Below are 20,941 nucleotides of genomic sequence, written 5' to 3' on the forward strand. Positions count from 1 at the left end.
GGGCGGCGACCCCGCCCTCCCGGGCTCCTTGCCGGAAGTCATCATGGACCGTTTCGTTTCTATGCAGGCCTTCACCCGCGTCGTCGACGTCGGCAGTTTCGCGCGCGCGGCCGAATCGCTCGATCTGCCCAAGGCCACGCTGACGCGGCTGATCCAGAATCTGGAAACGCACCTCGGCGTCAAGCTGCTGCACCGGACCACGCGCCGCATCAGCGTGACGTCCGATGGCGCCGCCTATTACGAACGGTGCGTCCGCATCCTGGCCGACGTGGAGGAAGCCGAGCAGTCGCTGACCCACCAGAACCAGACGCCGCGCGGCACCCTGGCGGTCGACACCATCAGCGGCCTGGCGCAACTGGTGTTGTTGCCCAACCTGAAGGGATTCTTCGAGCGCTACCCGGACCTGAAGCTGGAGCTCACCATCAACGGCAAGCCCATCGACCTGCTCAAGGAAGGGGTAGACGTGGTGATCCGCGTGGGGGACACGGTGGACGACACGATGGTGGCCCGCCGCATCGGCAGCCTGAAGCTGGGCCTGTTCGCCTCGCCCCTCTATCTGCGCCGCCATGGCGTGCCGCACACGCCGGAGGACCTGGCGAACCACACCGCGGTGAATTTCCTGTCGAACCGCACGGGCCGCGAGATGCCCTGGCTGATGCACAAGGACGGCAATCCGCTGGAGATCCTGCTGCCGTCGGCGCTGTCCACCAACGACGCAGAGGTCTACACCGGCGGCGCGGTCGAGGGCCTGGGCATCGCGCGCATGGCGCGCGTGCTGGCGCAGCCCTACCTGGACAGCGGCCGGCTGGTCGAGGTGATGCCCGACTGGCGGGCCGACGATCTGCCGATCTCGGCGATGTACCCGCAGAACCGGCATCTGTCGGCCAAGGTGCGCGTGTTCGTCGACTGGGCCGCCGAGATCTTCGCCGAGCATCCGCACATGGGCGAGCCGCGCCGCCTGGCCGCCTGACCGCGTGACGGCCTGTGACATACGGCCGCGCCCGCGCGCGGCCGGCCACGGTCAGGAGCGGACGGGCGCCGGTTCGGCCACTACCCCGTCGCGCAGCATCGCGGCGATCTCCTCCTCCCCATAGCCGCATTCGGCCAGCAGCGCGCGCGTATCCTCGCCCAGCCGCGGCGACGGCCGCAGGTATTGCGCGGGCGTGGCGGACAGCTTCACCGGCAGGCCGATGGTCTTGATGGCACCGGCCTCCACATGCTGCTGCTCGACCACCATGCCGCGCGCCAGCGTCTGCGGGTGGCTCAGCGCCTCGCCCACCGAGTGCACCGGCCCGGCCGGGACGCCGGCCTTGTCGAACTCGGCCAGCCAATGGGCCGACGGCCGCGTCGACAGGATCTCGCTCATCGCCGGCAGCAGCGTGTCGCGATGCCGCATGCGGTCGGCATTCAGGCGGTAGCGCGGGTCTTCAAGCCATTCCGGCCGGCCCAGCACCTGCGCGATGCGCTCCCAGTTCTTTTCGTTGGCCCCGCCCACGATGATGTAGCCGTCCTGCGTGGGGAACGCCTGATACGGCGTGGCCAGGATATGCGCCGAGCCGCTCGGCCCCGGCGACTCGCCGGTGGCGAAATGGATCGCCGCATGCCAGCACAGTTGCTGCAGCCCGGCCTCGATCAGCGAGGTCTCGACGATCTGGCCCTTGCCCGTCTTCTGCTTGTGCTGGTACGCGGCCAGGATGCCGAACGCGGCCAGCAGGCCCGCGTTGATGTCGGCGATCGAATTGCCGGTGCGCAGCGGCGGGCCGCCCTCCTCGCCCGTGATGGCCATCAGCCCGGTGAAGCCCTGGGCGATCAGGTCGAACCCGCCCTTGTCGGCGGCCGGGCCGGTGCGGCCATAGCCGGAAATCGCACAGTAGATCAGCCCGGGGTTCAGCTCGGACAGCGTGTCGTAGCCCAGCCCGAGCTTCTCCAGCGTGCCCTTGCGGAAGTTCTCGATCACCACGTCGGCCTCGCGCACCATGCGCAGGAAGACCTCGCGGCCTTCGGGCGCCTTCAGGTCCAGCGCGATGCCGCGCTTGTTGCGGTTGAGCATCAGGAAAGGCGCCGAGACGCCGTTGATCTGCGGATCGCGATAGCCGCGCGCATCGTCGCCGCCATCGACCTTCTCGATCTTGATGACGTCGGCGCCGAGGTCGGCCAGCATCATGCCGCAGGTGGGGCCGGCCATGATCTGCGCCAGTTCGAGCACGCGCATGCCGGCCAGCGCGCCGGGAGCGGCGCCGGTCGGGGAAGCAGTGGAGTTGGAGTTCGACATCGATGGATCCTTGCGGCGACCGCCGCGAGGGCGGCGCCGGTTGAGCGAAGTTGCGAAGCGGCGGGACGGCTCAGCGCCCGTTGAAGCGGGGCGTCTCCTTGGCGAGGAACGCCTGGAAGCCGGTACGGAAGTCCTCGGTATCGAAGCAGTCGAAGGCCTCGTCGAGATCGCGCGCGGACAGCGCGTCGCCCGCCACCAGCTTGCGCGCGAACTTCTTGTGCCAGCGCGCGACCAGCGGCGCGCCGGCGGCGATGCGCTCGGCGGTGGCACGCGCCTCGGCCGCGACCTGATCGTCGGGGACCACGCGCGACACCAGGCCCATGCCCTGCGCCTCGGCGGCGCCGAAGATGCGCCCTTCGAGCAGGATCTCCAGCGTTCGCGACTCGCCGACCAGCCGGATCAGCGGCGCCATTTCCGGATAGGCCATCACCAGCCCGAGGTTCTTGATCGGCGCGCCAAAGCGGCTGCTCTCGCCGCAGATGCGGATATCGGCCATGGCCGCCACCTCCAGCCCGCCGCCCACGCAGATGCCGTGGATCTGCGCCACGACCGGATGCGGGCAGTCGAGAATGGCCTGCGCCGTGCCGTGCATGACCTTGCCGTAGGCGATGGCCTGCTCCTTGTTCGAGCGCGCCACCGCGAACTCGGAGATGTCGTTGCCCGGCGAGAAGGCGCGCTCGCCCGCGCCGCGCACGACGATGCAGCGCACCGTGTCGTTGGCGGACAGCGCGCGGAACGCTTCGCCGAGTTGCTGCCACATCGGCAGCGTGAAGGCGTTCAGCTTGGCGGGGCGGTTCAGCACCACGGTGGCGATGGCGCCGTCGCGCTCCACCAGCAGCGGCGCGTCGTCGTGGTCGGTATGCATGCTCTGGGTCATCGTGTGTCTCCCTGGTTCTCGTTATTCGGCACGGACATTCAGTTCCTTCGTCATGCGCGCGTACTTGCCCAGCTCCGCGCCGACGAACTGGCCAAACGCCGCCGGGCTGTCCGGGCCGCCGAACTGGACGCCCTGCGCGACCAGCTTGGCGCGCGTATCGGCATTGGCCATCACGGCGCCAATCGCGTCGTTGAGCTTCGCGACCACGGCCGGCGGCATGCCCTTGGGCCCCATCACCGCATACCAGTTGGTCACGTCGAAGCCGCGGATGCCGGCCTCGGCGAACGTCGGCACGTTGGGCAGGCCCGGCACGCGCTGGGGCGTGGAGATCGCCAGCGCGCGCAGCTTGCCCGCGCGGATGTGTTCGAGCACGGTCGGCATGGTGTCGAAGTTCATGTCGACATTGCCGGCCAGCAGGTCGGCCACCGCCTGGCCGCTGCCCTTGTACGGCACGTGGACCATGCTCGTGCCGGCAATCTTGTCGAACAGCACGCCGGCCAGGTGCTGCGTGCTGCCGATGCCCGACGAGGCATAGGTGAGCTTGCCGGGCTGCTTCTTGGCCGCGGCGATCAGTTCGGACACCGTGTTCGCCTGCACGCGCGACGGATTGACCACCAGCACGTTGGGCACATAGCCGACGTAGCGAACGGCGGTGAAGTCGCGCGCGGGGTCGTAGTTGATCTTGGGCAGCACGTTCGGCGCGATCACGTTGGCGATCGAATGGCCCATCAGCAGCGTGTAGCCATCCGGCGCGGCCTTGGCGACGTAGTCCGCGCCGATGGTGCCCGAGGCCCCCGCGCGATTTTCCACGACCACGCTCTGCCCCAGCGTCTCGGACAGCCGCGCGGCCAGCAGGCGCGCCACCACGTCGGTGCCGCCGCCCGGCACGTAGCCGACCACCAGCTTGATGGGGCGCGACGGCCATTCGTCGGCGAAAGCGGGCGCGGCGGCGGTGAGGTTGACGGCGATCGCGGCCAGCGGCGCGGCGAAGGCGAGCAAGGGGTGGCGCATGTTGTCTCCGGTCTGGTGTCGGCATGGCAGGAGTCGGTCGCCCCTGCCTTATGATCGTCTTGACCGCGGCTGGCGCGTACGGGATATGGCGCGCCGCCGCGATCGGCCGGCCGGTCTGTCCGGCGGCCGCGCGATTTGGTATACCATATCCCAAACCCAAGCCCTGACCAAGGAACATCCGTACATGGTTTACCCTCACGACGGCCTGCCGCTGGACGAAGCACGCGCCCCGACGGAGCGCAACGGAGCCGCCCCGCTGCTGCCGGCTGCGCGCAATGGCGGCGAGCGTGGCCGGCGCACCGGCGCCGGCGTCCAGTCAACCGAGGCCGGCGCCGACCCCCTCGCGATCGAGCATCCCACGTTGGCCGCGGTAGTGGCGGAACGGCTGCGGCAGCTGATTACCGACGGCACGCTGGTGCCCGGCGTCTGGCTCAACGAACGCGACCTGTGCGAGCGTTTGCGCGTATCGCGCACGCCGTTGCGCGAGGCCTATCGGCTGCTCGCCTCGGATGGACTGGTGGTGTTGCTCCCCAAGCGCGGGGCGCAAGTGGTGGAACTGTCGGCGGACGACATCGCCAATCTGTTCGAGGTGCTGGCCGTGATGGAAGGACTGGCGGGCAAGCTCGCCGCGGAACGCGCCAGCGATGCCGAGCTGGAACACATCGCGGACCTGCACCGGCAGATGCTGCAGGCGTACGCGGCGCGCGACATCAAACGCTATTTCGAGGCCAGCATGGGCACGCACGTGGCCATCAGCGCCGCCGCGCACAATCCCGCGCTGGCGGAAACCTACCGCCGGCTCAACATGCGGGTGCAGAACCTGCGCTACAAGTCGAACGTGGAACCGGACGAGTGGTCTGCCGCGACCGCCGACCACGAAGCGTTCGTCGCCGCGCTGCTGGCGCGCGATGCCGACACCACCGAGCGGTTGATGCGCGAACACGCGCTGGAGAAGCGCGACTTCGCGCTGCGCGAGGCGCGGCGGCGGGAGCAGTAGGACCGGCCGGCATGCGCGGGCGCGCATGCCGGGCCGGGGATGGCGGCGCGGCGGAAGGGCTCAGTGCAGCTTGCCGAGCTCGCGCGAGATGTCGGTGGGCGAGTCGTACTCGCGGTCGGGAATCTGCTCCAGTTCCCCCATTACGTTCTCGTCCGCGCCGCCCTGCTTCGCCTGCGCCAGGATGTCCTCCTTGCTCGCGGGAAAGTCGATGCCCTTGAGCGAGCGCTGCACGTCGATGGGGCTGGCTTCGTCGCCGCCACCCTGGCCGCCCCCGCCTTCCTGGTCCTGGTTCTTGCCCGCTTCCTGCTTCGATGTACTCATGATCGACTCCTTGTTGGCAATATGATCCCGCCCGGCGCCAGCGGCGCGGGCATGCTGTGATCCGGCCTATTCCCGCTGCAGCGAAGCCGCGGTGCCCGCGCCCAGACGCGCATCGATCAGCCGCTGCCCCTGCTCCAGGCACGCCTCGACGGCGCTGGCCGCGTTGATGTAGCCGCCTTCGACGTCCGATTCGAAGCGGCCGGGTATATCCCTGCCGGGCATGCCATCGACCGCCGGATATATCTCGCCCTGATAGGCGTAGCGCACGCCCGTGCTGGCCCCGACGCTGACCGCATGGGCGGCAATGACGTAGTCCCGATACCGCAATTCCTTCATGTCGTCTCCCGGTGTGTGAATTCCCGCGCTGCCGCGCCGGAAAAAAAACCCCCGCGCTCGGCGGGGAGTTGGAGAGTCCGGGCGGTGAGGCGCCGACCTCCAAAAGGAGCCCGGTTCAAACGCGATGCCGCAGGCTAGGTTGCCTCGGTCACCACGGCGCGCTGCAGCCAACCCTTGACGGTCATCATGTGCTGCTCTTCATCGGCCAGCGCCTGTGCGAACGTCGTCGCCATGTCGGTATGGCCGCTGGCGCGCGCAAGCTTGATCAGCAATTCCCAGCCGGCGTTGTCGGTGAGCTCGGCGATCAGCAGCGCGTTCAGGCATTGCGGCAGCGACGTGCGCGGATCGTTGACCACCTGCAGCACACCCATGGTGGCGACGGCGGCAACGTCGGCGCATGGGGTCATCGCCGTGGGATCGCCGCCGATGGAACGGATGGCGCTGTCCACCAGGGCCATGTGCTGCGCTTCCTCGTCGCGGATGCGCTGGAGCATGACCATCATGTCGGGGTCCACCTCCGCCGTCTCCAGCCGCTGGCACTTGGTGATCATCGCGTCGTACAGCCGCGTGCCGGTGCGCTCGAAGGCAAGGCGTTCGCCGAGCTTGTCGATCAGCACCTCGGGCCGGTCGCCGCTGAGCTTGTCCATCATCGTGGAGACGACACCCTTGACGGTGCCTGGCAGCGGGATGGAGCCGATGCGCTCCGCTTCATCGACATACTCCCCGCGCATCGTGGCCGCCGGCAGATCCTGCGGGTTGGCGACATCAATGACCGCGACGCCGGTCGGCGCCATGCCGGTGGCGGCCATGCGCGTCGGCGGCAGGTCGGCGCCCGCCGTACCGGTCGCGGCGGTGGCGGGCGAAGCGGTGCCGCTACCGGCGGCCCCGCCCGCCGGGCCGGTCGCCAGCGGGTCCGGCGTGCCGGCCATCGGCGCGGCGGTCGCCGCGCCGCCGTTCAGCCCCATGTCGGCAGGCACCGTGCCGGCGGTCGCGACACCGACGGGGGCCGTGCCGCCGGCGCCATCGGCCATCGGCGTCATGCCGGCACCCATGCCGTCGCCCATGACCGGGCTGTCGGTGCCCATGGCTTCCGAGTAGCGCTGCATCTTCTCGCTGTCGATCGGCGACATCTGGATACCGGTGCGATTGGTGCCCATGTGTGTGGTCGGTTGCATCCGTTTTCTCCTGTGGGATAGGCGTGGAAGGCGCTCAGGCGTGTTCCAGCGTGCCGGCCTGCGACGGTGCACGGGCCAGCTCCGTGCCGGGCGTCCAGACATAGCCGGCCGACACGATGCGCGAGGGCGAGCCCTCCGAATTCATGTGATCGCGATAGGCTATCGACGCCGGGCTGTCCTGCTCCAGCGGCACGAAGCTCGTACCGTTGGCGCGCAGGTCCAGCTCGGCGGCCAGCACCTGGCGTACGTAGTCGCGCTGGCTGGCGAATTCGATCGGCTTGGGCAGCGGCCCGGCGAGGATCTCGGCCGGATCGCGGCGCTCGTGGTGCTTGAGCAGTTCGCAGGCCACGTGGAGGTGACCCAGCTCGTAGTCGAGGAAGCGCTCCCAGATCGCCTTGATGCGCGGATTGCTCTCCTGTTGCACGCAGCTGTAGTAGTTGTACGCCTCCATGGCTTCATGGATGACCCACTTCTCCAGCATGCTTTCGTCCGGGTCGGTCAGGGAGCCGTACTGCGTCACGTGCTGCTCCTCGATCGAGGCGATCTCCGCATAGAGCTGGCGTGCCACCGGATCGGTGAACAGCGGCCCGATGTTCATGTAGTAGTCGTGGGTCTGGTACTCGGCCGCCGTGATCATTGCCGCGTGGATCTTCGTGATCAGCGCGGCGCTGTTGCGGTCGTAGCTCTCGCGCACGTCGTCCTGGGGCGCGCGGTGCTCCACCCATGTCGAGCGGCCGGGCACGATGTCGGTATATCCCTGCGTGATGTTGTTCGGGTCCTTGCCCTCGAGCCGGTCCAGCAGCGCGCTGTACCGATACAGGTGGTCGAAGTCTTCCAGCAGGCCGAAGCGATATGCCTGAGCCTGGTAGGGATCGGGCTCGGTCTGCGCGACCGCGGCGGTGACCTCGATGGCCACCTGCTCGTAGGCGATGGTGGTTTCCAGCGGCGAATGATCCGCGCCGATCAGCCAGTTGATCATCGTGGCCTGGTGATGCTCCACGCGGCGCACCTGCGCCAGGGGAATGCGCAGCTCGCGATTGCAGCGCGCCATGATGTGCTTGAGCCGCAGTGCATCGAGCTCGATGCCGTTCATCAGGATGATGCGCACGCGGGTGAATGCGTCGTCGTCGAGCTTGCTGATCGGAGGGGGGGTCAGTTCCTTCCAGGTGAAGTGCTGTCGGCCGAGAGGACAGCCTTTGGCGTCGAGCAGATCGGTCAGGGTTTCCATGAATGCTCCATCGGTTTGCAGGTCGTCCGTTGCTGACGACGTGGGGACGTTGTGCCAACGAATGCACGCACAACGCAGGACGCCGTGCGAAACGAATCGCCTGCACGCTCCAAGCAACTCGCGTGCCGCCGGGCGAGCCACAGTCAAATGGGATGGAAGCGACGCGTGGCTGTCCGCGCAATTCGTGCGGGATAAATTCACGGCGGTAAAAACAGGTTGCACATTGCAAAACTTCCCGCCGAACCGCGGCAGGCGTCGCACGGCAGGGCGGCACCACGAGCGGACGCCTGGCACGCGCTGCCAGCGCGGGAATGCGGTGTTGCGCGACAACGCTTGCGAAGCCGTGCCGCGCCTGTGGAATGGCGCTTGCGTGAATGTCCTGGCGTGACGTTGCTCACGGGAGCCGGGCTTGAGCCGCCCGAACCCGAGCCGGCTCCCGCGAGCAATGACGCACTACTACTACAGGAGATCGACATCATGAAAGCACGGCAACTTCTGATCGTGGCCGCGGCATGCACCGCGCTTGGCAGCGCGGTCGCCATCGCGCAGACCGGATCGTCGGGGAGCGGCGGCACCGGCGCGACCGGCTCCACGCCGGGCACCACCGGCGGCCAGCGCGGCGACATGGAACACGGCCGCCGCGACAGCACCAGCGGACAGTCGCCATCCGGCGGCCGCAAGGCGCCCGCGGGCAGCGCCGGATCGGGCAAGTCGGGCACTGGCACGACGGGCTCGGGCAGCGCAGGCACCGGCAGCGCAGGATCGTCCGGCTCGACGGGCAGCGGCGGCGTCGGCTCGGGCAGCATGGGCGGCGGCACCGGGGGCACTGGGACGTCGGGCACGAGCGGTTCGGGCGGATCCGGCGGCAGTGGCGGCATGGGTAGCGGCGGCGGCATGGGCGGTACCGGTTCGGGCGGCACTGGCGGCGCCGGCGGATCCGGCAGCAGCGGCCGCTAAGGAATGCGCGCCTTTGGCGCACCCGCAGCCGGCGGCCGGAGACGGGCATGCCGGTTGCATATGACAGATCGCGGCACCCTTCGTCCGCAACCTCGGAGACCATCATGGCGAACCAGCAAAACCAACAGAACCAACAGAACCAACAGAACCAAAATCAGCAGAATCAGAACCAGCAGCAGAATCAGGAGAACCAGCAGAACAAACAGCAGAACCAAGAGAACCAACAGAACAAACAGCAGAACCAGGAGAACCAGCAGAACAAGCAGCAGAACCAAGAGAACCAGCAGAACCAGCAGAACCGCCAGCAACAGAAATAATGCTTGTAGATTCATCACCGTGCGCCCCGGTCCTTTGCCGGGGCGTTTTCATATAGACCGACCCCGCGCCGCCATGCATGCGGAAGCCGGCAGGAGACGTTGCGCAATGCCCAAGTCGTTTGAATCCGAAGACCTCGTCCTGTACGAGCGCATCAAGGATCTTTGCGGATCCCCCGCTACGGATCTGCTTGCCTGCACCATCGAGCGTGTCGACCGTACCGCCGACACGTATCGCTCCGCGATCTGGTGCTACCCCGCCGGTGGCGGCGCGCCGCGCCAGCTGACTGCCGGCACCTCGCTGGACAACTCACCCAACTGGTCCCCCGACGGCAGGCGCCTTGCATTTGTTTCCGAAGGCGAGGACGGAAACCTGCAAGTTTTTCTGATCGAGCGCGATGGCGGAGAACGGCGCCAGCTCACTCACCTGATGCAGCACGTGGTGTCGATCGCCTGGTCGCCGGACGGCCACAGGCTGCTGGTGACGGTATCGCTCGCTGTCGATCCGGTATCCGTAAGCGGAGAGGCGAAGCAAGTCGCGAGCGGCGGACCGGAGATAGTCTGGCGCCTGCCGTACAAGAGCGACGGCCTTGGCTACATCCTGAACCAACAGGTCCACCTGTTCGTGGTGGATGCGAAGACGGGCGACGCGGAGCAGCTCACCAGCGGTGCATTCGACGTGCGCGGCATGTCGTGGGCGCCCGACGGCAAGTCGATCCTGTACGCGCGCACGCGGGACGAGCGCTGCGCGCACCGAACCGACATCTGGCGCATGGACGCCGATGGCGGCAATGTTCGGCAGCTCACCTTCGACGTCGCCACCGCGCAGTTCGCCACGTGGTCCCCCGACGGGCGCACCATCGTCTTCACGGGGAGCGCGCACGAGGGCGATGCGCAGATCCGGCTGTGGACCATCGACGGCGAGACCGGCACGGTGCGTTGCATCGACAACGACACGTTCGATGTGGTCGACGGCGGCAGCGTGACATGGGACGAAGACAGCCGCGGCGTGGTGCTGATCGCCGCGCGCCGTGGCATGCAGGAGGTCGGCCATGTCACCCTGCCGGACGGCAGTTATCGCACCATCGCCGGGGGCGAGCGGCACGTGTCCGCGCTGGCGGCCTGCGGCGGAGGGCGTCTCGGATTTGCCGCGGAATCGCCGCGCGAACCGAACCAGATCTTTTCCTGTGCCCGCCGGGGAGGGTCCGAAGCGCAACTGTCGCGGCTGAACGCGTGGTGGCATGAGCGCGCGCTGCCGCGTGTGCAGGTGCGCGGCTTCGACGTACCCGATGGCGAAGGCGGCCGCGAGCGTGTCGAAGGCTGGGTCGTCAGTCCGGGCGACGATCGCGCTCCCGGGCCACTGTTGGTCGACGTGCACGGCGGCCCTGCCAGCTACGCGCTGCTGGCCTATGGCTCGCACCCGTACTGGAACGCGCTGGTGTCGCGAGGCTGGACCGTCCTCGCGCTCAACGCGGTCGGCTCCAGCAGCTATGGCCACGACTTCTCCAAGCGGCTGCGTGGCAGGTGGGGCGACCTGGACCTGCACCAGCACCTGGCCGCTGCCGACCGGCTGCATGCCGACGGCGAGGTCGACGGCCGGCTGGCCATCGCCGGCAAGTCATACGGCGGCTACGCGGCAGCATGGGCAATTGCTGCCACCCGGCGCTTTCGCGCCGCCGTGGTGTCGGCGCCCATCACCAATATGGAGACACACTACGGCACCTCGGACAGCGGCTACTACGCGGACCCGTACGACATGGTCGGCGAGCCCATGGCCGATCCGGAACAATACGCAAGGCCATCGTCCGCGCAGCTCGCCGACCGCGTGCGTACACCCGTACTCGTGGTCAACGGCAAGGACGACCAGCGCTGCCCGGTGGGGCAGGCCGAGGATTTCTTTGTGCGCATCATGCGCGCCACCGACACGCCCGCCGAGATGGTGCTGTATCCCGGAGGGGACCATCACTTCTACGAAGACGGACCGCCCTCGCAGCGCGTCGATGTGATGACCCGGATGGTCAACTGGCTGGAACGCTGGATACAGCAGCCGCTGCCGGACGACGACGGCTCCGGGCAGCCGGCAGGCTGACCGCGTCCCGCGCCACCCGCAGCAGCCGCGCCACGTGCGGGTCCTCCGCGTCGGTGCGGGTCGCCAGCGCGATGCCGATGCGCGGCAGCGGCCTGGGGCTGGACAGCGCCAGGAAACGCACGCGCGAGTTGGTGTGGCGCGCGGTGACGCCCGGCACCAGCGCCACCCCGAGGCCGCTCTCGACCAGGCTCACGATGGTTTGCACCTGCACCGCCTGCTGCGCCACGCGCGGCACGAAGCCCGCCTGCTGGCAGAGCATCATGGCCACCGCGCGCTGGTTGGGCACCTCCGTCGCCGGATGCATGATGAACGGCTCCTGCGCAAGATCGTGCAGCGCGATGGTGTCGCCGGCACGGGCATGGGGACTGTCCGCCGGCACGGCCGCCACGAAGACATCGTTCTCCAGCGGCGTCAGCACGAAATCCCCGCTGCCCAGCACCGGGAACCGCACCAGTCCCGCATCGAGCTGCCGCTTTTCCAGCCGGTCCAGGATCGAGGCGGTGGTCGACTCGTTCAGCACCAGTTCGATACCGGGGTAAGCCGCGCGAAAGGCCGGAATCAGCTTGGGCAGCAGCGCATAGGTGGCCGAGCCGATAAAGCCGATGCGCAGCGCCCCGCGTTCGCCCTGAGCCGCGGCCGCCACCGCGGCGCGCGCCTGGGCGGCGTGGAACAGCGCGCGCCGCGCATCCTGAAGCGCCGCCTGCCCGGCCTGGGTCAGCCGCACGCCGCGCGAAGTCCGTTCGAACAGCGGCGTGCCCAGTTCCGCCTCCAGCTTGCGTATCGAGATGGACAGCGGCGGCTGGGCCATGTGCAGCCGCTCGGCGGCGCGATGAAAGTTGCCGGTTTCGGCGAGCATGACGAATTGCTGCAACTGGCGCAGATCCACGCTGATATCTCCCGGATATCGGTTCCGAAAAAACTAATATTAGACCGGTCGCAGGCCCGCGCCTATGCTGTGGCATAGGTAAATCGGACGGAGAAGGCCGCATGCTTCCGCTAGCAGGTATCCGGGTGGTGGATCTTTCCACCGTGGTGATGGGCCCCTACGCCAGCCAGTGGCTGGCCGACCTTGGCGCGGACGTCATCAAGGTGGAGCCGCCGGAGGGCGATTCGACGCGCCACACCGGTCCGGCGACGGAAGACGGCATGGCCGCGATCTTTCTGGGCGTGAACCGTGGCAAGCGCAGCGTGACGCTGGACCTGAAGCAGCCGGCCGCACAGGTCGCGATGGATCGCCTGCTCGGCAGCGCCGACGTGCTGATGCACAGCATGCGGCCGCAGAAGCTGGCGGCGCTGGGGCTGGCGCCCGACGCGGTGATGGCGCGCCATCCCGACCTCGTCTACGCAAGCCTGCTCGGCTTTGCCGAGGATGGGCCCTATGGCGGCAAACCCGCCTACGACGACATCATCCAGGGCCTGTCCGGCAATGCCGCGTTGATGGCCGCGCAGACCGGGGAGGCCCGCTACTTTCCCACGATCGCGGCGGACAAGACCTGCGGCCTGATCGCGGCGCTGTCCATCTGCGCCGCGCTGGCCGGCCGCGGGGCCCGCGAGCCCGGCGCGCGCGGATCGCGCCTCGATGTGCCGATGTTCGAGTCGATGGTGTCGTTCAACCTGGTCGAACACCTGTACGGGCTGCACTTCGAACCGCCGCGCGGTCCCGCGGGCTATCCGCGGGTACTGGCGCCGCTGCGCCGGCCGTATCGCACCGCCGATGGCCACGTCTGCATGATGCCGTACACCGATGCCCACTGGCGCAGCTTCTTCCTGGCCGCGCAACGGCCCGATCTCGCGGACGACTCCCGCTTCGCCGACATCTCGGCGCGCACCCGGCATATCGAGGCGCTGTACGAGCTGACGGGCGAGATCGTGAGCCAGCGCAGCACGGCCGACTGGCTCGCGCTGTGCGAATCGCTGCAGATTCCCGTGGCCCGGGTCAACCAGCTCGCTGAACTGCCGGACGATCCGCACCTGCGGGCAACGGATTTCTTCTCCTCGCTGCACGATCCCTCGATGGGCACGCTGCGCTTTCCCGGCGCGCCGGTGCGCTTCGATGGCGAGCGCGCCGCCCCCGGCATGCCGCCACGGCTGGGCGAGCACACCGCCGCGGTGCTGGCCGAGGTCGGGCTGACGCAGGTGGAGATCGACGCGGTCCTGCGCGTCCGCGCGGCCGGCAACGCCGCGAGGACCACCACCATCACAACAACCGACAAGGAGACACGATGAACACCGAGGCATTGCCCCGGCTCGGCCAGGGCTTCTACTGGCAGGACCTGACGGAGGGCCAGGTCTTTCGCACCTTCCGCCGCACGGTGACCGAGACCGATCTGGTCAATTTCATCGGCGTCACCGGCATGCTCGAGGCCATCTTCATCGAGGACGGCTACGAGGGCGGCGCGATGGCGGGACGTCCGGTGCCGGGGGCGCTGACCTACTCGCTGATCGAGGGCTTCATCCTGCAGACCATGATCCAGGGCACCGGCCTGGCCATGCTGGAGCTGACGCAGAAGATCCACGGGCCGGTGGTGGTGGGCGACACGGTGTGGGCCACCGTGACGGTGACCGGCATTCGCCCGACATCGAAGAGCGGCCGTGCGGTGGTCGATTCGACGATCGAGGTCTACAACCAGCGCCACGAGAAAGTCATGACCTATACCGCCCGGCGCCTGCTGGCCGGACGCTGAAGCCGAAAGGCGGCCCGCCCGCCGATACCACGACGACGCGGCGCACAAGCCGCGCGGAGGAGACGACCCATGACACTGCAGCATCTGACGGCGGCCATCGCCGCCCCGCTTCTTGCCCTTGCGGCGCTGTTGCCGGCCGCGGCCCACGCGAGCGACGCCGCCGGCTTTCCGTCGCGCCCTGTCAAGCTGGTGGTGCCCTTCCCGCCGGGCGGCCCGACCGACCTCGTGGCCCGCGTGATCGCGAAGCAGATGTCCGACGAACTCGGCCAGCAGGTGCTGGTCGACAACCGCCCGGGCGCCAACGGCAATATCGGCGCCGAACTCGTGGCCAAGGCGCCAGCGGACGGCTATACCGTGCTCTACAACACCTCTTCCCTCGCGTTGAGCGCCACGCTGTACCGCAAGCTGAACTACGACAGCCGCCGCGATTTCGCACCGGTGGCGTTGACGGCGGCCGTGCCGCTGGTGATCGAGGTCAACGCGCAGTTGCCCGTCAAGACGCTGCAGGAGTTCATCGAATACGCGCGCACGCAACCGGGCAAGCTGACCTATGCGTCGGCCGGCAACGGCAACGTGACGCACCTGGCCGCCTTCCTGTTCCTGGAGGCCAATGGCATCCGCGCCGTGCACGCGCCCTACAAGGGCAGCGCGCCGGCCTTGACCGATTTGGCCGGCGGGCAGGTGCAGTTCATGGCGGACACCATCAATTCCTCCCTGCCGTTCATCCGCGACAACCGCCTGCGCGCGCTGGCGGTGACCAGCCTGAAGCGCAACAGCCTGCTGCCCAATGTGCCGACGGTCGCCGAGACCGTGATGCCGGGCTTCGAGGTCGCCGCATGGCAAGGCATGGTGGTGCCGGCGAAGACGCCGGCGGATATCGTGCGCAAGCTCAACGCGGCCACCGTCAAGGCGCTGGCGGCGCCCGAGGTACGCGCCAGTCTCGCGGCCCAGGGCGCCGAACCGCGCGGGACCACGCCGGAAGCCTATGGCAGCTATCTGGACGCCGAGACCGAGCGCTGGCGCAAGGTCGTGCACGATTCCGGCGTCACGCTGGACTGAAGCGCCGCCCCGCGCACCACCTGCCTACGCCTGACGCCCATGACCGCGCTGCTCTCCACCTTCACCCTGACCGCGCTGCCGCCGCACGCGGCCGCCTTTCGCGAACAGGTGCGCGAATTCCTGGCCGCGCATCTGCCCGCCCTGCCCGCGGAAATCCGCGCGCGCTCGTGGATGGGCTTCGATGCCGGATTCAGCCGCGCGCTGGCGGCGCGCGGCTGGGTCGGCATCACGCTCGCGCCCCGCCATGGCGGCGCGGGCCTGGATCCGTTCAGCCGCTTCGTGCTGGTGGAGGAACTGCTGGCCGCGGGCGCGCCGGTGTCCGCGCACTGGATCGCCGACCGCCAGAGCGGTCCGCTGATCGAGCGCTACGGCAGCGCGGCGCAGCAGGCGCGCTATCTGCCGGCCATCTGCCGTGGCGACGCGTTCTTCTGCATCGGCATGAGCGAGCCGGACGCCGGCTCGGATCTGGCCAGCGTCGGCACACGCGCCACGCCAGCCGCCGGAGGCGGATGGCGGCTGAACGGCCGCAAGATCTGGACGACCAACGCGGACCGCTGCCACTACATGATCGCGCTGGTGCGCACCTCCGGCCAGGCCGGCGACCGCCAGCAGGGTCTGTCCCAGGTCATCGTCGACCTCGCCGCGCCGGGTGTCACGGTGCGCCCCATCCGCGATCTGGCCGGGGACGCGCATTTCTCCGAGGTCGCCTTCGACGATGTGGAACTGGATGCCGAAGCGCTGCTCGGCCAGGAAGGCAGCGGCTGGGCGCAGGTCAATGCCGAGCTCGCGTTCGAGCGCAGCGGACCGGAGCGCCTGTATTCGAGCGTGGTTTTGCTCGATGGGTGGATCGATGCCCTGCGCCGCCGGCCCTCGCCGCACGGCGTCGAGACTGTCGGCAGGCTGATGGGACAGCTGACGGTGCTGCGTGCGATGTCCATCGCGGTTACCGCGCGGCTTGCGAACGGCGAGAGCCCGCTGGTGGAGGCCGCGGTGGTCAAGGACCTGGGGACCGCCTTCGAGCAATCGATCCCCGCGCTGGTGGAGGGCGCGCTTGGTGACGATCCCGCGCTGGCCGACGACGCGTCGCTCTACCGCACGCTCGCCTACGTGACGCAGATCGCGCCCTCCTATTCCCTGCGCGGCGGCACCCGCGAGATCCTGCGCGGCATGATCGCGCGCGGACTCGGGCTGCGCTGACGGCCGCTCCTTCTTCCTCCGATCCGTACCATGCAAAACGCCTACTCCGACGCGCTCGACACCCTGTTGCGCGACCTCTGCCCACCCGGCCGCGTACGCGCCATCGACGGCGGCGCGGCGGCCGCGGACCTGTGGGAGGCGCTGCGGGACAGCGGCTTTGCCGACTGCCTGCTGCCCGAGGGCGCGGGCGGCGCGGCGTTGCCGCTGCGCGACCTCGCGCCCGTGCTGCATATGCTTGGCTGGCATGCCCTGCCGCTGCCGCTCGGCCAGACCATCGTCGCCCGCGCGGTGTTGCACGAGGCCGGCGCTGCGCTGCCGGACATACCGCTCGCGCTCGCCAGCGTCGAAGCGGACGCCGGTGCGGCGCTGGTGGCCGACGGCGCGCACGCGCACGCGTATCTGCTGCAAAGCGGCGACCGCTGCGTGCTGGTGCCCAGAGCGGCGGCCGATGTCGAAGCCACCGGCGCGCATGCCGATGGCACCGTCCGCCTGCGCGGCAAGGCCATCGCGGAGGGCACCGGCTTCCCGTTGCCGCCTGGCACGCTGCGCCGGCTGGGCGCGTGCGTGCATGCCGCGCAGCTCGCCGGCGCGATGGAGCGGGTGCTCTCGCTCACCCTGCAGTACGCGAACGACCGCCGGCAGTTCGGCCGCGCCATCGGCAAGTTCCAGGCCATTCAGCAGCAGATCAGCGAAATGGCCGAACACGTTGCCGCCGCGCGGATGGCTGCGCAGCTAGCCTGCCACGCCGACGGCAGCCTGCCGGATCCGATCCGCGTGGCCGTTGGCAAGCTGCGCGCGAGCGAGGCGGTCACCCCCGTGGCCGCCATCGCGCACGCGGTGCACGGCGCCATCGGCATCACGGAGGAATACGACCTGCAGCTCTACACGCGGCGCCTGCATGCCTGGCGCGTCGCCGATGGCGCCGAGCCGTGGTGGGCGCGCTGGCTCGGCAACGCCGTCTGCGGGCGCACGGACGGTGGCGCCGTCGCCCTCGCGCGGGAGTGGAGCGGGCTGTGAGCCCGCCCGCCGGCTACCGCTGCGGCGCGCCGACGCCCTCGCGTCCGATTTCTTGCAGCATGCGCGTCATCAGGTAAAGACGCGGCACGATCGAGTCGATCTCGATGTACTCGTCGCGGGCGTGGTAGCCGAAGCCCGCCAGGCCGAAGCTCTCCACCACCGCCGCCTTGCCCGAGCGGCCGGCGAAGCCGGCGTCGGTGCCGCCGCCGGTGCCCTCGGCCAGCGCCAGCGGCCGCCCGTCGAGCTCGGCGTAGATCTGCTGCGCGCGCTTGGCCAGCGCGCGGCCCCGCTCGTTCGCGAGGAAGGCGGGACGGCCCTCCTCCATCGCGATGGTCGTCTCGGTGTCCGGCACCAGCCGGCCTTCCGCCACCTTGTTCTGCAGCGCCGTCTTCAGTGCCGCGGCGCCATCGGCGACGGTCACGCGCACGTCGCCGATGGCGCTCGCCCGGTCCGGAATCTGGTTGCGTGCTTCGCCAGCCTTGGCGGTAGTCCAGTTCAGCTGCGTGCCGGGCACGGACTTCGCCACGTCGCGCGTCTGCTGCAGCTGGTAGGCCAGCTCGAGCAGGGCATTGCGGCCGCGGTCCGGCGCCGCGCCGGCATGGGCAGACCGCCCCTTGACCTCCATGGTGGCCGTGGCGGTGCCGCTGGCGCCCAGCAGCAGCGCCTCGGTCTTGACCACCGCCTTCGCCGCGGTGGGCTCGCACGAGAGCACCACGTCATGCTCATCCGCCAGACGCGAGATGATGTCGCCCGAGCCCGTCGAGCCCACTTCCTCGTCCGCGTTGAACAGCACGGTCAGCTGCGCGTAGTCGCGCCAGCCCCTGGCCTTGAGAATCTCCAGCGCGTGCAGGATGACCGCGATGCCGCCCTTGTCGTCCGCGATGCCCGGCCCATACAGCCGGTTGCCGTCGAGCCGGATCGGCTGGGTGGCCAGCGTGCCGGCGGGATAGACCGTGTCCATATGGGCGATCAGCATGACGCGGCGCGTGCCGCTGCCGGACAGCGTCGCCTTGACGATCGGGCTGCGGCCCGCCGCCGGCGCCACGCGCTCGGTGCGCGCGCCGAGCGCGGCCAGCCGCCTTTCCGTGTAGTCCGCCATCGCGGCAAGACCGGCTTCGTTCGCGCTGCCCGATTCGATGGCGACCATGTCCTTGAGCGACACGATGACGGCGGGCTCGGCGGCGCGCGCCGCTTCGAGCAGGGCGGCGTCCGGCGCGGCGGCGCGGGCCGCGCCGGCGAGACAGAACGGCATGAAAAGGGGGACTGCCACCGCGGCAAGGCGGAGAAGGCGTGGCTGCATGAATGCTCCTCGTAATGCGCACGGCGTTTTTCGGAAGGTGTTCTGGACCGCGCGTCAATCGGGGATGCTAGTGCTTGTGGGCCGTTATTGCGCCAGTCAATATCGCCATTTCTATTACCGATTCCGCCATGCCCGCCACCCTTCCGCCGGCCAGAAGGCCGCGCACCGGCAAGACCAGGGCGGAGCCCGCCGAAGACCCGCCACCGGCCCTGCATGTGCGGCTGCTATGGCTGCCGCACGCCATGCCGGGCACGCTGTTCGCCGCGCTCGACGTGCTGCGCGCCGCCGACGGCATCGCGCGGCTGCAACGCCCGGGGGAGCATTCGGGCCTGAGCTGGCAGGTGATCGGGCCCTCGGGCCGCGCGCTGGCGATGCCGATGCCGGGCGTGGCCGAGGCACCGCGGCACAAGCGCGGCGCGGCCGCGACTGGGGACATGCGCTGCCTGCTGGTGGTCCCTGGCGTGCTGGCGCGCAATGCGCCGCATCTGGGCGAACTGATCGAGCGCGAGCCCGCGGTCCTCAAACTGCTGGACAAGCACATGGCCGCGGACGGCTGGGTGGCGGCCTGCTTCAATGGCATGGGCTATGTCGCGCAGCTCGGACTGCTGGACGGCGCCCGCGTCGGCGCGCCGTGGATGTACCAGAGCTGGCTGGCGCGGCGCTTTCCGCGCGCCGACTTCACCGGCGAGGAAACGGTGGCGCTGCACGGGCAGGTGTTCACCTGCGTGGCGCCAGGGCTGCAGACGGAATTCATGCTGCGCGTACTGGGCCATCTGCACGATCCCGACCTCGCGCAGGCCGCCTCCCGCGTGCTGCTGCCCCAGCCCGAGCGCCAGCAATTGATGCCGGACCTGGCCGCGCAGCGCTGGCTCGGCCCCACGGCCGACAGCCCCGTGTACCGGGCGCGCCGCTGGCTGCAGACGCATGTGGGCATGCCGTACCGGCTCGCCGACGTGGCCCGCGCCGCGGCGGTCAGCGAACGCACGCTGCTGCGGCATTTCCGCCAGGTCACGGGCGGCACGCCGCTGGACTATCTGCACACGCTGCGCGTGGAGCGCGCCAAGACCATGCTGGAGGTCACGCTGCACGGCACGCAGGCCATCGCCGAAGCCTGCGGCTATAGCGATGCCGCGGCATTCCGCCGACTGTTCCTGCGCGCCACCGGGCTGTCGATGTCGGACTACCGCGCGCGCTTTGCGTTGCGCGCCGCGCGCCGTTACTGGCGCGTGGAGAACGACAGCGACCGCGCCCGCGCGGAGGAGGAGGACGGGGCCGGGCGCTGAGCGGCCTCAGTCGCGCCCGGCCTCCTCGGAGCCGGGCTCCGCCTCGCCGGGGTTGGCCTTGCCGGGGTCCGGGCGCCCCGGTTCGGCCTCGGGGAAGTTCCGCGGCGGCTCGTCCGAGCCGTCCGGGGCTGCCGGCTTGTCGGCGTCGGGCCCCGGCGTATGGGTCTGTGTCATGTCGTTCTCCGTCTCGGTGCGCGGCGGGCAGGCGGGCCCGCCGCGCCGTCGTCATGACGCCAGGGTGGCGTTCATGGTGATGGGCGCCTTCAGCAGCTTGGACACCGGGCAGTTCTCCTTGGCGGCCTGCGCCGCCTTTTCGAAGGCCGCCTGCTCCGCGCCGGGGATCTTCACCGCGACATCCAGATGGATCGCCGTAATGCTGAAGCCGCCGCCCTCTTTCTCCAGCGTCACGGTCGCCTTGGTTTCGATGCTGTCGGCCACCATGCCGGCTTCGCCCAGGATCAGGGACAGGGCCATCGAGAAGCAGCCGGCATGCGCGGCGCCGATCAGCTCCTCAGGATTGGTGCCGGGACCGCCCTCGAAGCGGGCCTTGAAGCCATAGGGCGCGTCCTTGAGCACGCCGCTCTGGGTCGAGATCGCGCCCACGCCATCCTTGATCCCACCCTGCCACTTTGCCGAACCAATCTTTTGCATTGCCAACTCCATGGAAATGATCGCGTCCAGGCGCCACCGCGGCCGGCGGGCGCCTGCCCGGCGGCGCCGGGCCTGTCAACAATAGGACGCATTGGCCGGGACGGCCAGCGCCGCACCGGAACGGCGAAGTTGCCACGCAGCTAGCACGGTCCTTGCTAACCATGCCGTATCGC

Annotated in this window: 22 protein-coding genes; 11 read left to right on the plus strand and 11 right to left on the minus strand. The window is 69.4% G+C overall.

Annotated features, from left to right (window positions below; translation table 11 throughout):
- Window positions 1-43 precede the first annotated feature (43 nt).
- Complete coding sequence (locus LDO27_RS18710) at window positions 44-970, plus strand: LysR family transcriptional regulator (RefSeq protein WP_222207318.1); 927 nt, start codon at window positions 44-46, stop codon at window positions 968-970.
- 51 nt (window positions 971-1,021) lie between these two features.
- Here the strand turns inward: LDO27_RS18710 and LDO27_RS18715 are convergent, their stop codons facing one another.
- From LDO27_RS18715 to LDO27_RS18725, 3 genes are all read right to left on the minus strand, one after another.
- Window positions 1,022-2,272, minus strand: a complete 1,251-nt coding sequence (locus tag LDO27_RS18715) for a CaiB/BaiF CoA transferase family protein (protein WP_224043360.1) — start codon at window positions 2,270-2,272, stop codon at window positions 1,022-1,024.
- A 70-nt stretch (window positions 2,273-2,342) separates the two neighbouring features.
- On the minus strand, window positions 2,343-3,149 hold the full coding sequence (locus LDO27_RS18720) for an enoyl-CoA hydratase/isomerase family protein (RefSeq protein ID WP_224043363.1): 807 nt from the start codon (window positions 3,147-3,149) through the stop codon (window positions 2,343-2,345).
- Window positions 3,150-3,170: 21 nt separating this feature from the next.
- Window positions 3,171-4,160: a Bug family tripartite tricarboxylate transporter substrate binding protein gene (locus LDO27_RS18725; protein WP_224043365.1), complete on the minus strand. Its 990-nt coding sequence runs from the start codon at window positions 4,158-4,160 to the stop codon at window positions 3,171-3,173.
- Window positions 4,161-4,344: 184 nt separating this feature from the next.
- On the opposite strand from LDO27_RS18725, the gene LDO27_RS18730 reads away from it, so the two are divergent.
- Entirely contained in the window at window positions 4,345-5,157 is an 813-nt protein-coding gene (locus tag LDO27_RS18730; RefSeq protein WP_222207315.1) for a GntR family transcriptional regulator, read from the plus strand.
- Window positions 5,158-5,217: 60 nt separating this feature from the next.
- Here LDO27_RS18730 and LDO27_RS18735 read toward each other — a convergent pair whose 3' ends face one another.
- The 4 genes from LDO27_RS18735 to LDO27_RS18750 all read right to left on the minus strand — a co-directional run bounded on the left by LDO27_RS18735 (window position 5,218) and on the right by LDO27_RS18750 (window position 8,217).
- Window positions 5,218-5,478, minus strand: a complete 261-nt coding sequence (locus LDO27_RS18735) for a DUF2795 domain-containing protein (RefSeq protein ID WP_224043367.1) — start codon at window positions 5,476-5,478, stop codon at window positions 5,218-5,220.
- A 66-nt stretch (window positions 5,479-5,544) separates the two neighbouring features.
- Window positions 5,545-5,814, minus strand: coding sequence for a hypothetical protein (locus LDO27_RS18740; RefSeq protein WP_222207313.1), 270 nt, complete (start codon window positions 5,812-5,814; stop codon window positions 5,545-5,547).
- A gap of 134 nt (window positions 5,815-5,948) precedes the next feature.
- The gene (locus tag LDO27_RS18745; RefSeq protein WP_224043369.1) at window positions 5,949-6,989 is read right to left on the minus strand and encodes a ferritin-like domain-containing protein; all 1,041 of its coding nucleotides are present in this window, start codon (window positions 6,987-6,989) and stop codon (window positions 5,949-5,951) included.
- Window positions 6,990-7,023: 34 nt separating this feature from the next.
- Window positions 7,024-8,217, minus strand: coding sequence for a hypothetical protein (locus LDO27_RS18750; RefSeq protein ID WP_224043370.1), 1,194 nt, complete (start codon window positions 8,215-8,217; stop codon window positions 7,024-7,026).
- Window positions 8,218-8,694: 477 nt separating this feature from the next.
- Here LDO27_RS18750 and LDO27_RS18755 point away from each other — a divergent pair, with 477 nt between their 5' ends.
- The 3 genes from LDO27_RS18755 to LDO27_RS18765 all read left to right on the plus strand — a co-directional run bounded on the left by LDO27_RS18755 (window position 8,695) and on the right by LDO27_RS18765 (window position 11,577).
- A complete protein-coding gene (locus tag LDO27_RS18755; RefSeq protein ID WP_224043372.1) occupies window positions 8,695-9,174 on the plus strand; it encodes a hypothetical protein in 480 nt (159 codons plus the stop codon).
- A gap of 104 nt (window positions 9,175-9,278) precedes the next feature.
- Window positions 9,279-9,491: a hypothetical protein gene (locus LDO27_RS18760; RefSeq protein ID WP_224043374.1), complete on the plus strand. Its 213-nt coding sequence runs from the start codon at window positions 9,279-9,281 to the stop codon at window positions 9,489-9,491.
- 106 nt (window positions 9,492-9,597) lie between these two features.
- A complete protein-coding gene (locus LDO27_RS18765; RefSeq protein ID WP_224043376.1) occupies window positions 9,598-11,577 on the plus strand; it encodes an alpha/beta hydrolase family protein in 1,980 nt (659 codons plus the stop codon).
- Here the strand turns inward: LDO27_RS18765 and LDO27_RS18770 are convergent.
- Window positions 11,507-12,463: a LysR family transcriptional regulator gene (locus tag LDO27_RS18770; protein WP_224043378.1), complete on the minus strand. Its 957-nt coding sequence runs from the start codon at window positions 12,461-12,463 to the stop codon at window positions 11,507-11,509. The genes LDO27_RS18765 and LDO27_RS18770 overlap by 71 nt on opposite strands.
- A 101-nt stretch (window positions 12,464-12,564) precedes the next feature.
- On the opposite strand from LDO27_RS18770, the gene LDO27_RS18775 reads away from it, so the two are divergent.
- The 5 genes from LDO27_RS18775 to LDO27_RS18795 all read left to right on the plus strand — a co-directional run bounded on the left by LDO27_RS18775 (window position 12,565) and on the right by LDO27_RS18795 (window position 17,534).
- Entirely contained in the window at window positions 12,565-13,803 is a 1,239-nt protein-coding gene (locus LDO27_RS18775; RefSeq protein ID WP_224043380.1) for a CaiB/BaiF CoA transferase family protein, read from the plus strand.
- Complete coding sequence (locus tag LDO27_RS18780) at window positions 13,800-14,261, plus strand: MaoC family dehydratase (RefSeq protein ID WP_224043381.1); 462 nt, start codon at window positions 13,800-13,802, stop codon at window positions 14,259-14,261. The genes LDO27_RS18775 and LDO27_RS18780 overlap by 4 nt, the downstream gene beginning before the upstream one ends.
- A 69-nt stretch (window positions 14,262-14,330) precedes the next feature.
- Window positions 14,331-15,320, plus strand: a complete 990-nt coding sequence (locus tag LDO27_RS18785) for a tripartite tricarboxylate transporter substrate binding protein (protein WP_224043382.1) — start codon at window positions 14,331-14,333, stop codon at window positions 15,318-15,320.
- A 39-nt stretch (window positions 15,321-15,359) separates the two neighbouring features.
- Window positions 15,360-16,517, plus strand: a complete 1,158-nt coding sequence (locus tag LDO27_RS18790; RefSeq protein WP_224043383.1) for an acyl-CoA dehydrogenase family protein — start codon at window positions 15,360-15,362, stop codon at window positions 16,515-16,517.
- A 30-nt stretch (window positions 16,518-16,547) separates the two neighbouring features.
- On the plus strand, window positions 16,548-17,534 hold the full coding sequence (locus LDO27_RS18795) for an acyl-CoA dehydrogenase family protein (RefSeq protein ID WP_224043384.1): 987 nt from the start codon (window positions 16,548-16,550) through the stop codon (window positions 17,532-17,534).
- Window positions 17,535-17,547: 13 nt separating this feature from the next.
- On the opposite strand, the gene LDO27_RS18800 is transcribed toward LDO27_RS18795, so the two are convergent.
- Window positions 17,548-18,834: a glutamate carboxypeptidase gene (locus LDO27_RS18800; protein WP_224043386.1), complete on the minus strand. Its 1,287-nt coding sequence runs from the start codon at window positions 18,832-18,834 to the stop codon at window positions 17,548-17,550.
- A 128-nt stretch (window positions 18,835-18,962) separates the two neighbouring features.
- Between LDO27_RS18800 and LDO27_RS18805 the strand changes: the two genes are divergently transcribed.
- Window positions 18,963-20,117: a GlxA family transcriptional regulator gene (locus tag LDO27_RS18805; RefSeq protein ID WP_377747716.1), complete on the plus strand. Its 1,155-nt coding sequence runs from the start codon at window positions 18,963-18,965 to the stop codon at window positions 20,115-20,117.
- A gap of 6 nt (window positions 20,118-20,123) precedes the next feature.
- On the opposite strand, the gene LDO27_RS18810 is transcribed toward LDO27_RS18805, so the two are convergent.
- Together LDO27_RS18810 and LDO27_RS18815 are read right to left on the minus strand one after the other, a co-directional pair.
- Window positions 20,124-20,291 carry a hypothetical protein gene (locus LDO27_RS18810; RefSeq protein WP_224043388.1) on the minus strand — a complete coding sequence of 56 codons (168 nt, stop codon included), beginning with the start codon at window positions 20,289-20,291 and terminating at the stop codon, window positions 20,124-20,126.
- A gap of 51 nt (window positions 20,292-20,342) precedes the next feature.
- On the minus strand, window positions 20,343-20,768 hold the full coding sequence (locus LDO27_RS18815; protein WP_290368837.1) for an OsmC family protein: 426 nt from the start codon (window positions 20,766-20,768) through the stop codon (window positions 20,343-20,345).
- Between the last annotated feature and the right edge of the window lie 173 nt (window positions 20,769-20,941).

It is taken from the genome of Cupriavidus respiraculi (assembly GCF_914271545.1).
GTDB lineage: Bacteria > Pseudomonadota > Gammaproteobacteria > Burkholderiales > Burkholderiaceae > Cupriavidus > Cupriavidus respiraculi.

Excerpts from the sequence above, each read along its gene's own strand:
- LDO27_RS18710 (WP_222207318.1), top strand. The coding sequence starts at position 44 with ATGGACCGTTTCGTTTCTATGCAGGCCTTCACCCGCGTCGTCGACGTC.
- LDO27_RS18715 (WP_224043360.1), bottom strand. The coding sequence starts at position 2,272 with ATGTCGAACTCCAACTCCACTGCTTCCCCGACCGGCGCCGCTCCCGGC.
- LDO27_RS18720 (WP_224043363.1), bottom strand. The coding sequence starts at position 3,149 with ATGACCCAGAGCATGCATACCGACCACGACGACGCGCCGCTGCTGGTG.
- LDO27_RS18725 (WP_224043365.1), bottom strand. The coding sequence starts at position 4,160 with ATGCGCCACCCCTTGCTCGCCTTCGCCGCGCCGCTGGCCGCGATCGCC.
- LDO27_RS18730 (WP_222207315.1), top strand. The coding sequence starts at position 4,345 with ATGGTTTACCCTCACGACGGCCTGCCGCTGGACGAAGCACGCGCCCCG.
- LDO27_RS18735 (WP_224043367.1), bottom strand. The coding sequence starts at position 5,478 with ATGAGTACATCGAAGCAGGAAGCGGGCAAGAACCAGGACCAGGAAGGC.
- LDO27_RS18740 (WP_222207313.1), bottom strand. The coding sequence starts at position 5,814 with ATGAAGGAATTGCGGTATCGGGACTACGTCATTGCCGCCCATGCGGTC.
- LDO27_RS18745 (WP_224043369.1), bottom strand. The coding sequence starts at position 6,989 with ATGCAACCGACCACACACATGGGCACCAATCGCACCGGTATCCAGATG.
- LDO27_RS18750 (WP_224043370.1), bottom strand. The coding sequence starts at position 8,217 with ATGGAAACCCTGACCGATCTGCTCGACGCCAAAGGCTGTCCTCTCGGC.
- LDO27_RS18755 (WP_224043372.1), top strand. The coding sequence starts at position 8,695 with ATGAAAGCACGGCAACTTCTGATCGTGGCCGCGGCATGCACCGCGCTT.
- LDO27_RS18760 (WP_224043374.1), top strand. The coding sequence starts at position 9,279 with ATGGCGAACCAGCAAAACCAACAGAACCAACAGAACCAACAGAACCAA.
- LDO27_RS18765 (WP_224043376.1), top strand. The coding sequence starts at position 9,598 with ATGCCCAAGTCGTTTGAATCCGAAGACCTCGTCCTGTACGAGCGCATC.
- LDO27_RS18775 (WP_224043380.1), top strand. The coding sequence starts at position 12,565 with ATGCTTCCGCTAGCAGGTATCCGGGTGGTGGATCTTTCCACCGTGGTG.
- LDO27_RS18780 (WP_224043381.1), top strand. The coding sequence starts at position 13,800 with ATGAACACCGAGGCATTGCCCCGGCTCGGCCAGGGCTTCTACTGGCAG.
- LDO27_RS18785 (WP_224043382.1), top strand. The coding sequence starts at position 14,331 with ATGACACTGCAGCATCTGACGGCGGCCATCGCCGCCCCGCTTCTTGCC.
- LDO27_RS18790 (WP_224043383.1), top strand. The coding sequence starts at position 15,360 with ATGACCGCGCTGCTCTCCACCTTCACCCTGACCGCGCTGCCGCCGCAC.
- LDO27_RS18795 (WP_224043384.1), top strand. The coding sequence starts at position 16,548 with ATGCAAAACGCCTACTCCGACGCGCTCGACACCCTGTTGCGCGACCTC.
- LDO27_RS18800 (WP_224043386.1), bottom strand. The coding sequence starts at position 18,834 with ATGCAGCCACGCCTTCTCCGCCTTGCCGCGGTGGCAGTCCCCCTTTTC.
- LDO27_RS18805 (WP_377747716.1), top strand. The coding sequence starts at position 18,963 with ATGCCCGCCACCCTTCCGCCGGCCAGAAGGCCGCGCACCGGCAAGACC.
- LDO27_RS18810 (WP_224043388.1), bottom strand. The coding sequence starts at position 20,291 with ATGACACAGACCCATACGCCGGGGCCCGACGCCGACAAGCCGGCAGCC.
- LDO27_RS18815 (WP_290368837.1), bottom strand. The coding sequence starts at position 20,768 with ATGCAAAAGATTGGTTCGGCAAAGTGGCAGGGTGGGATCAAGGATGGC.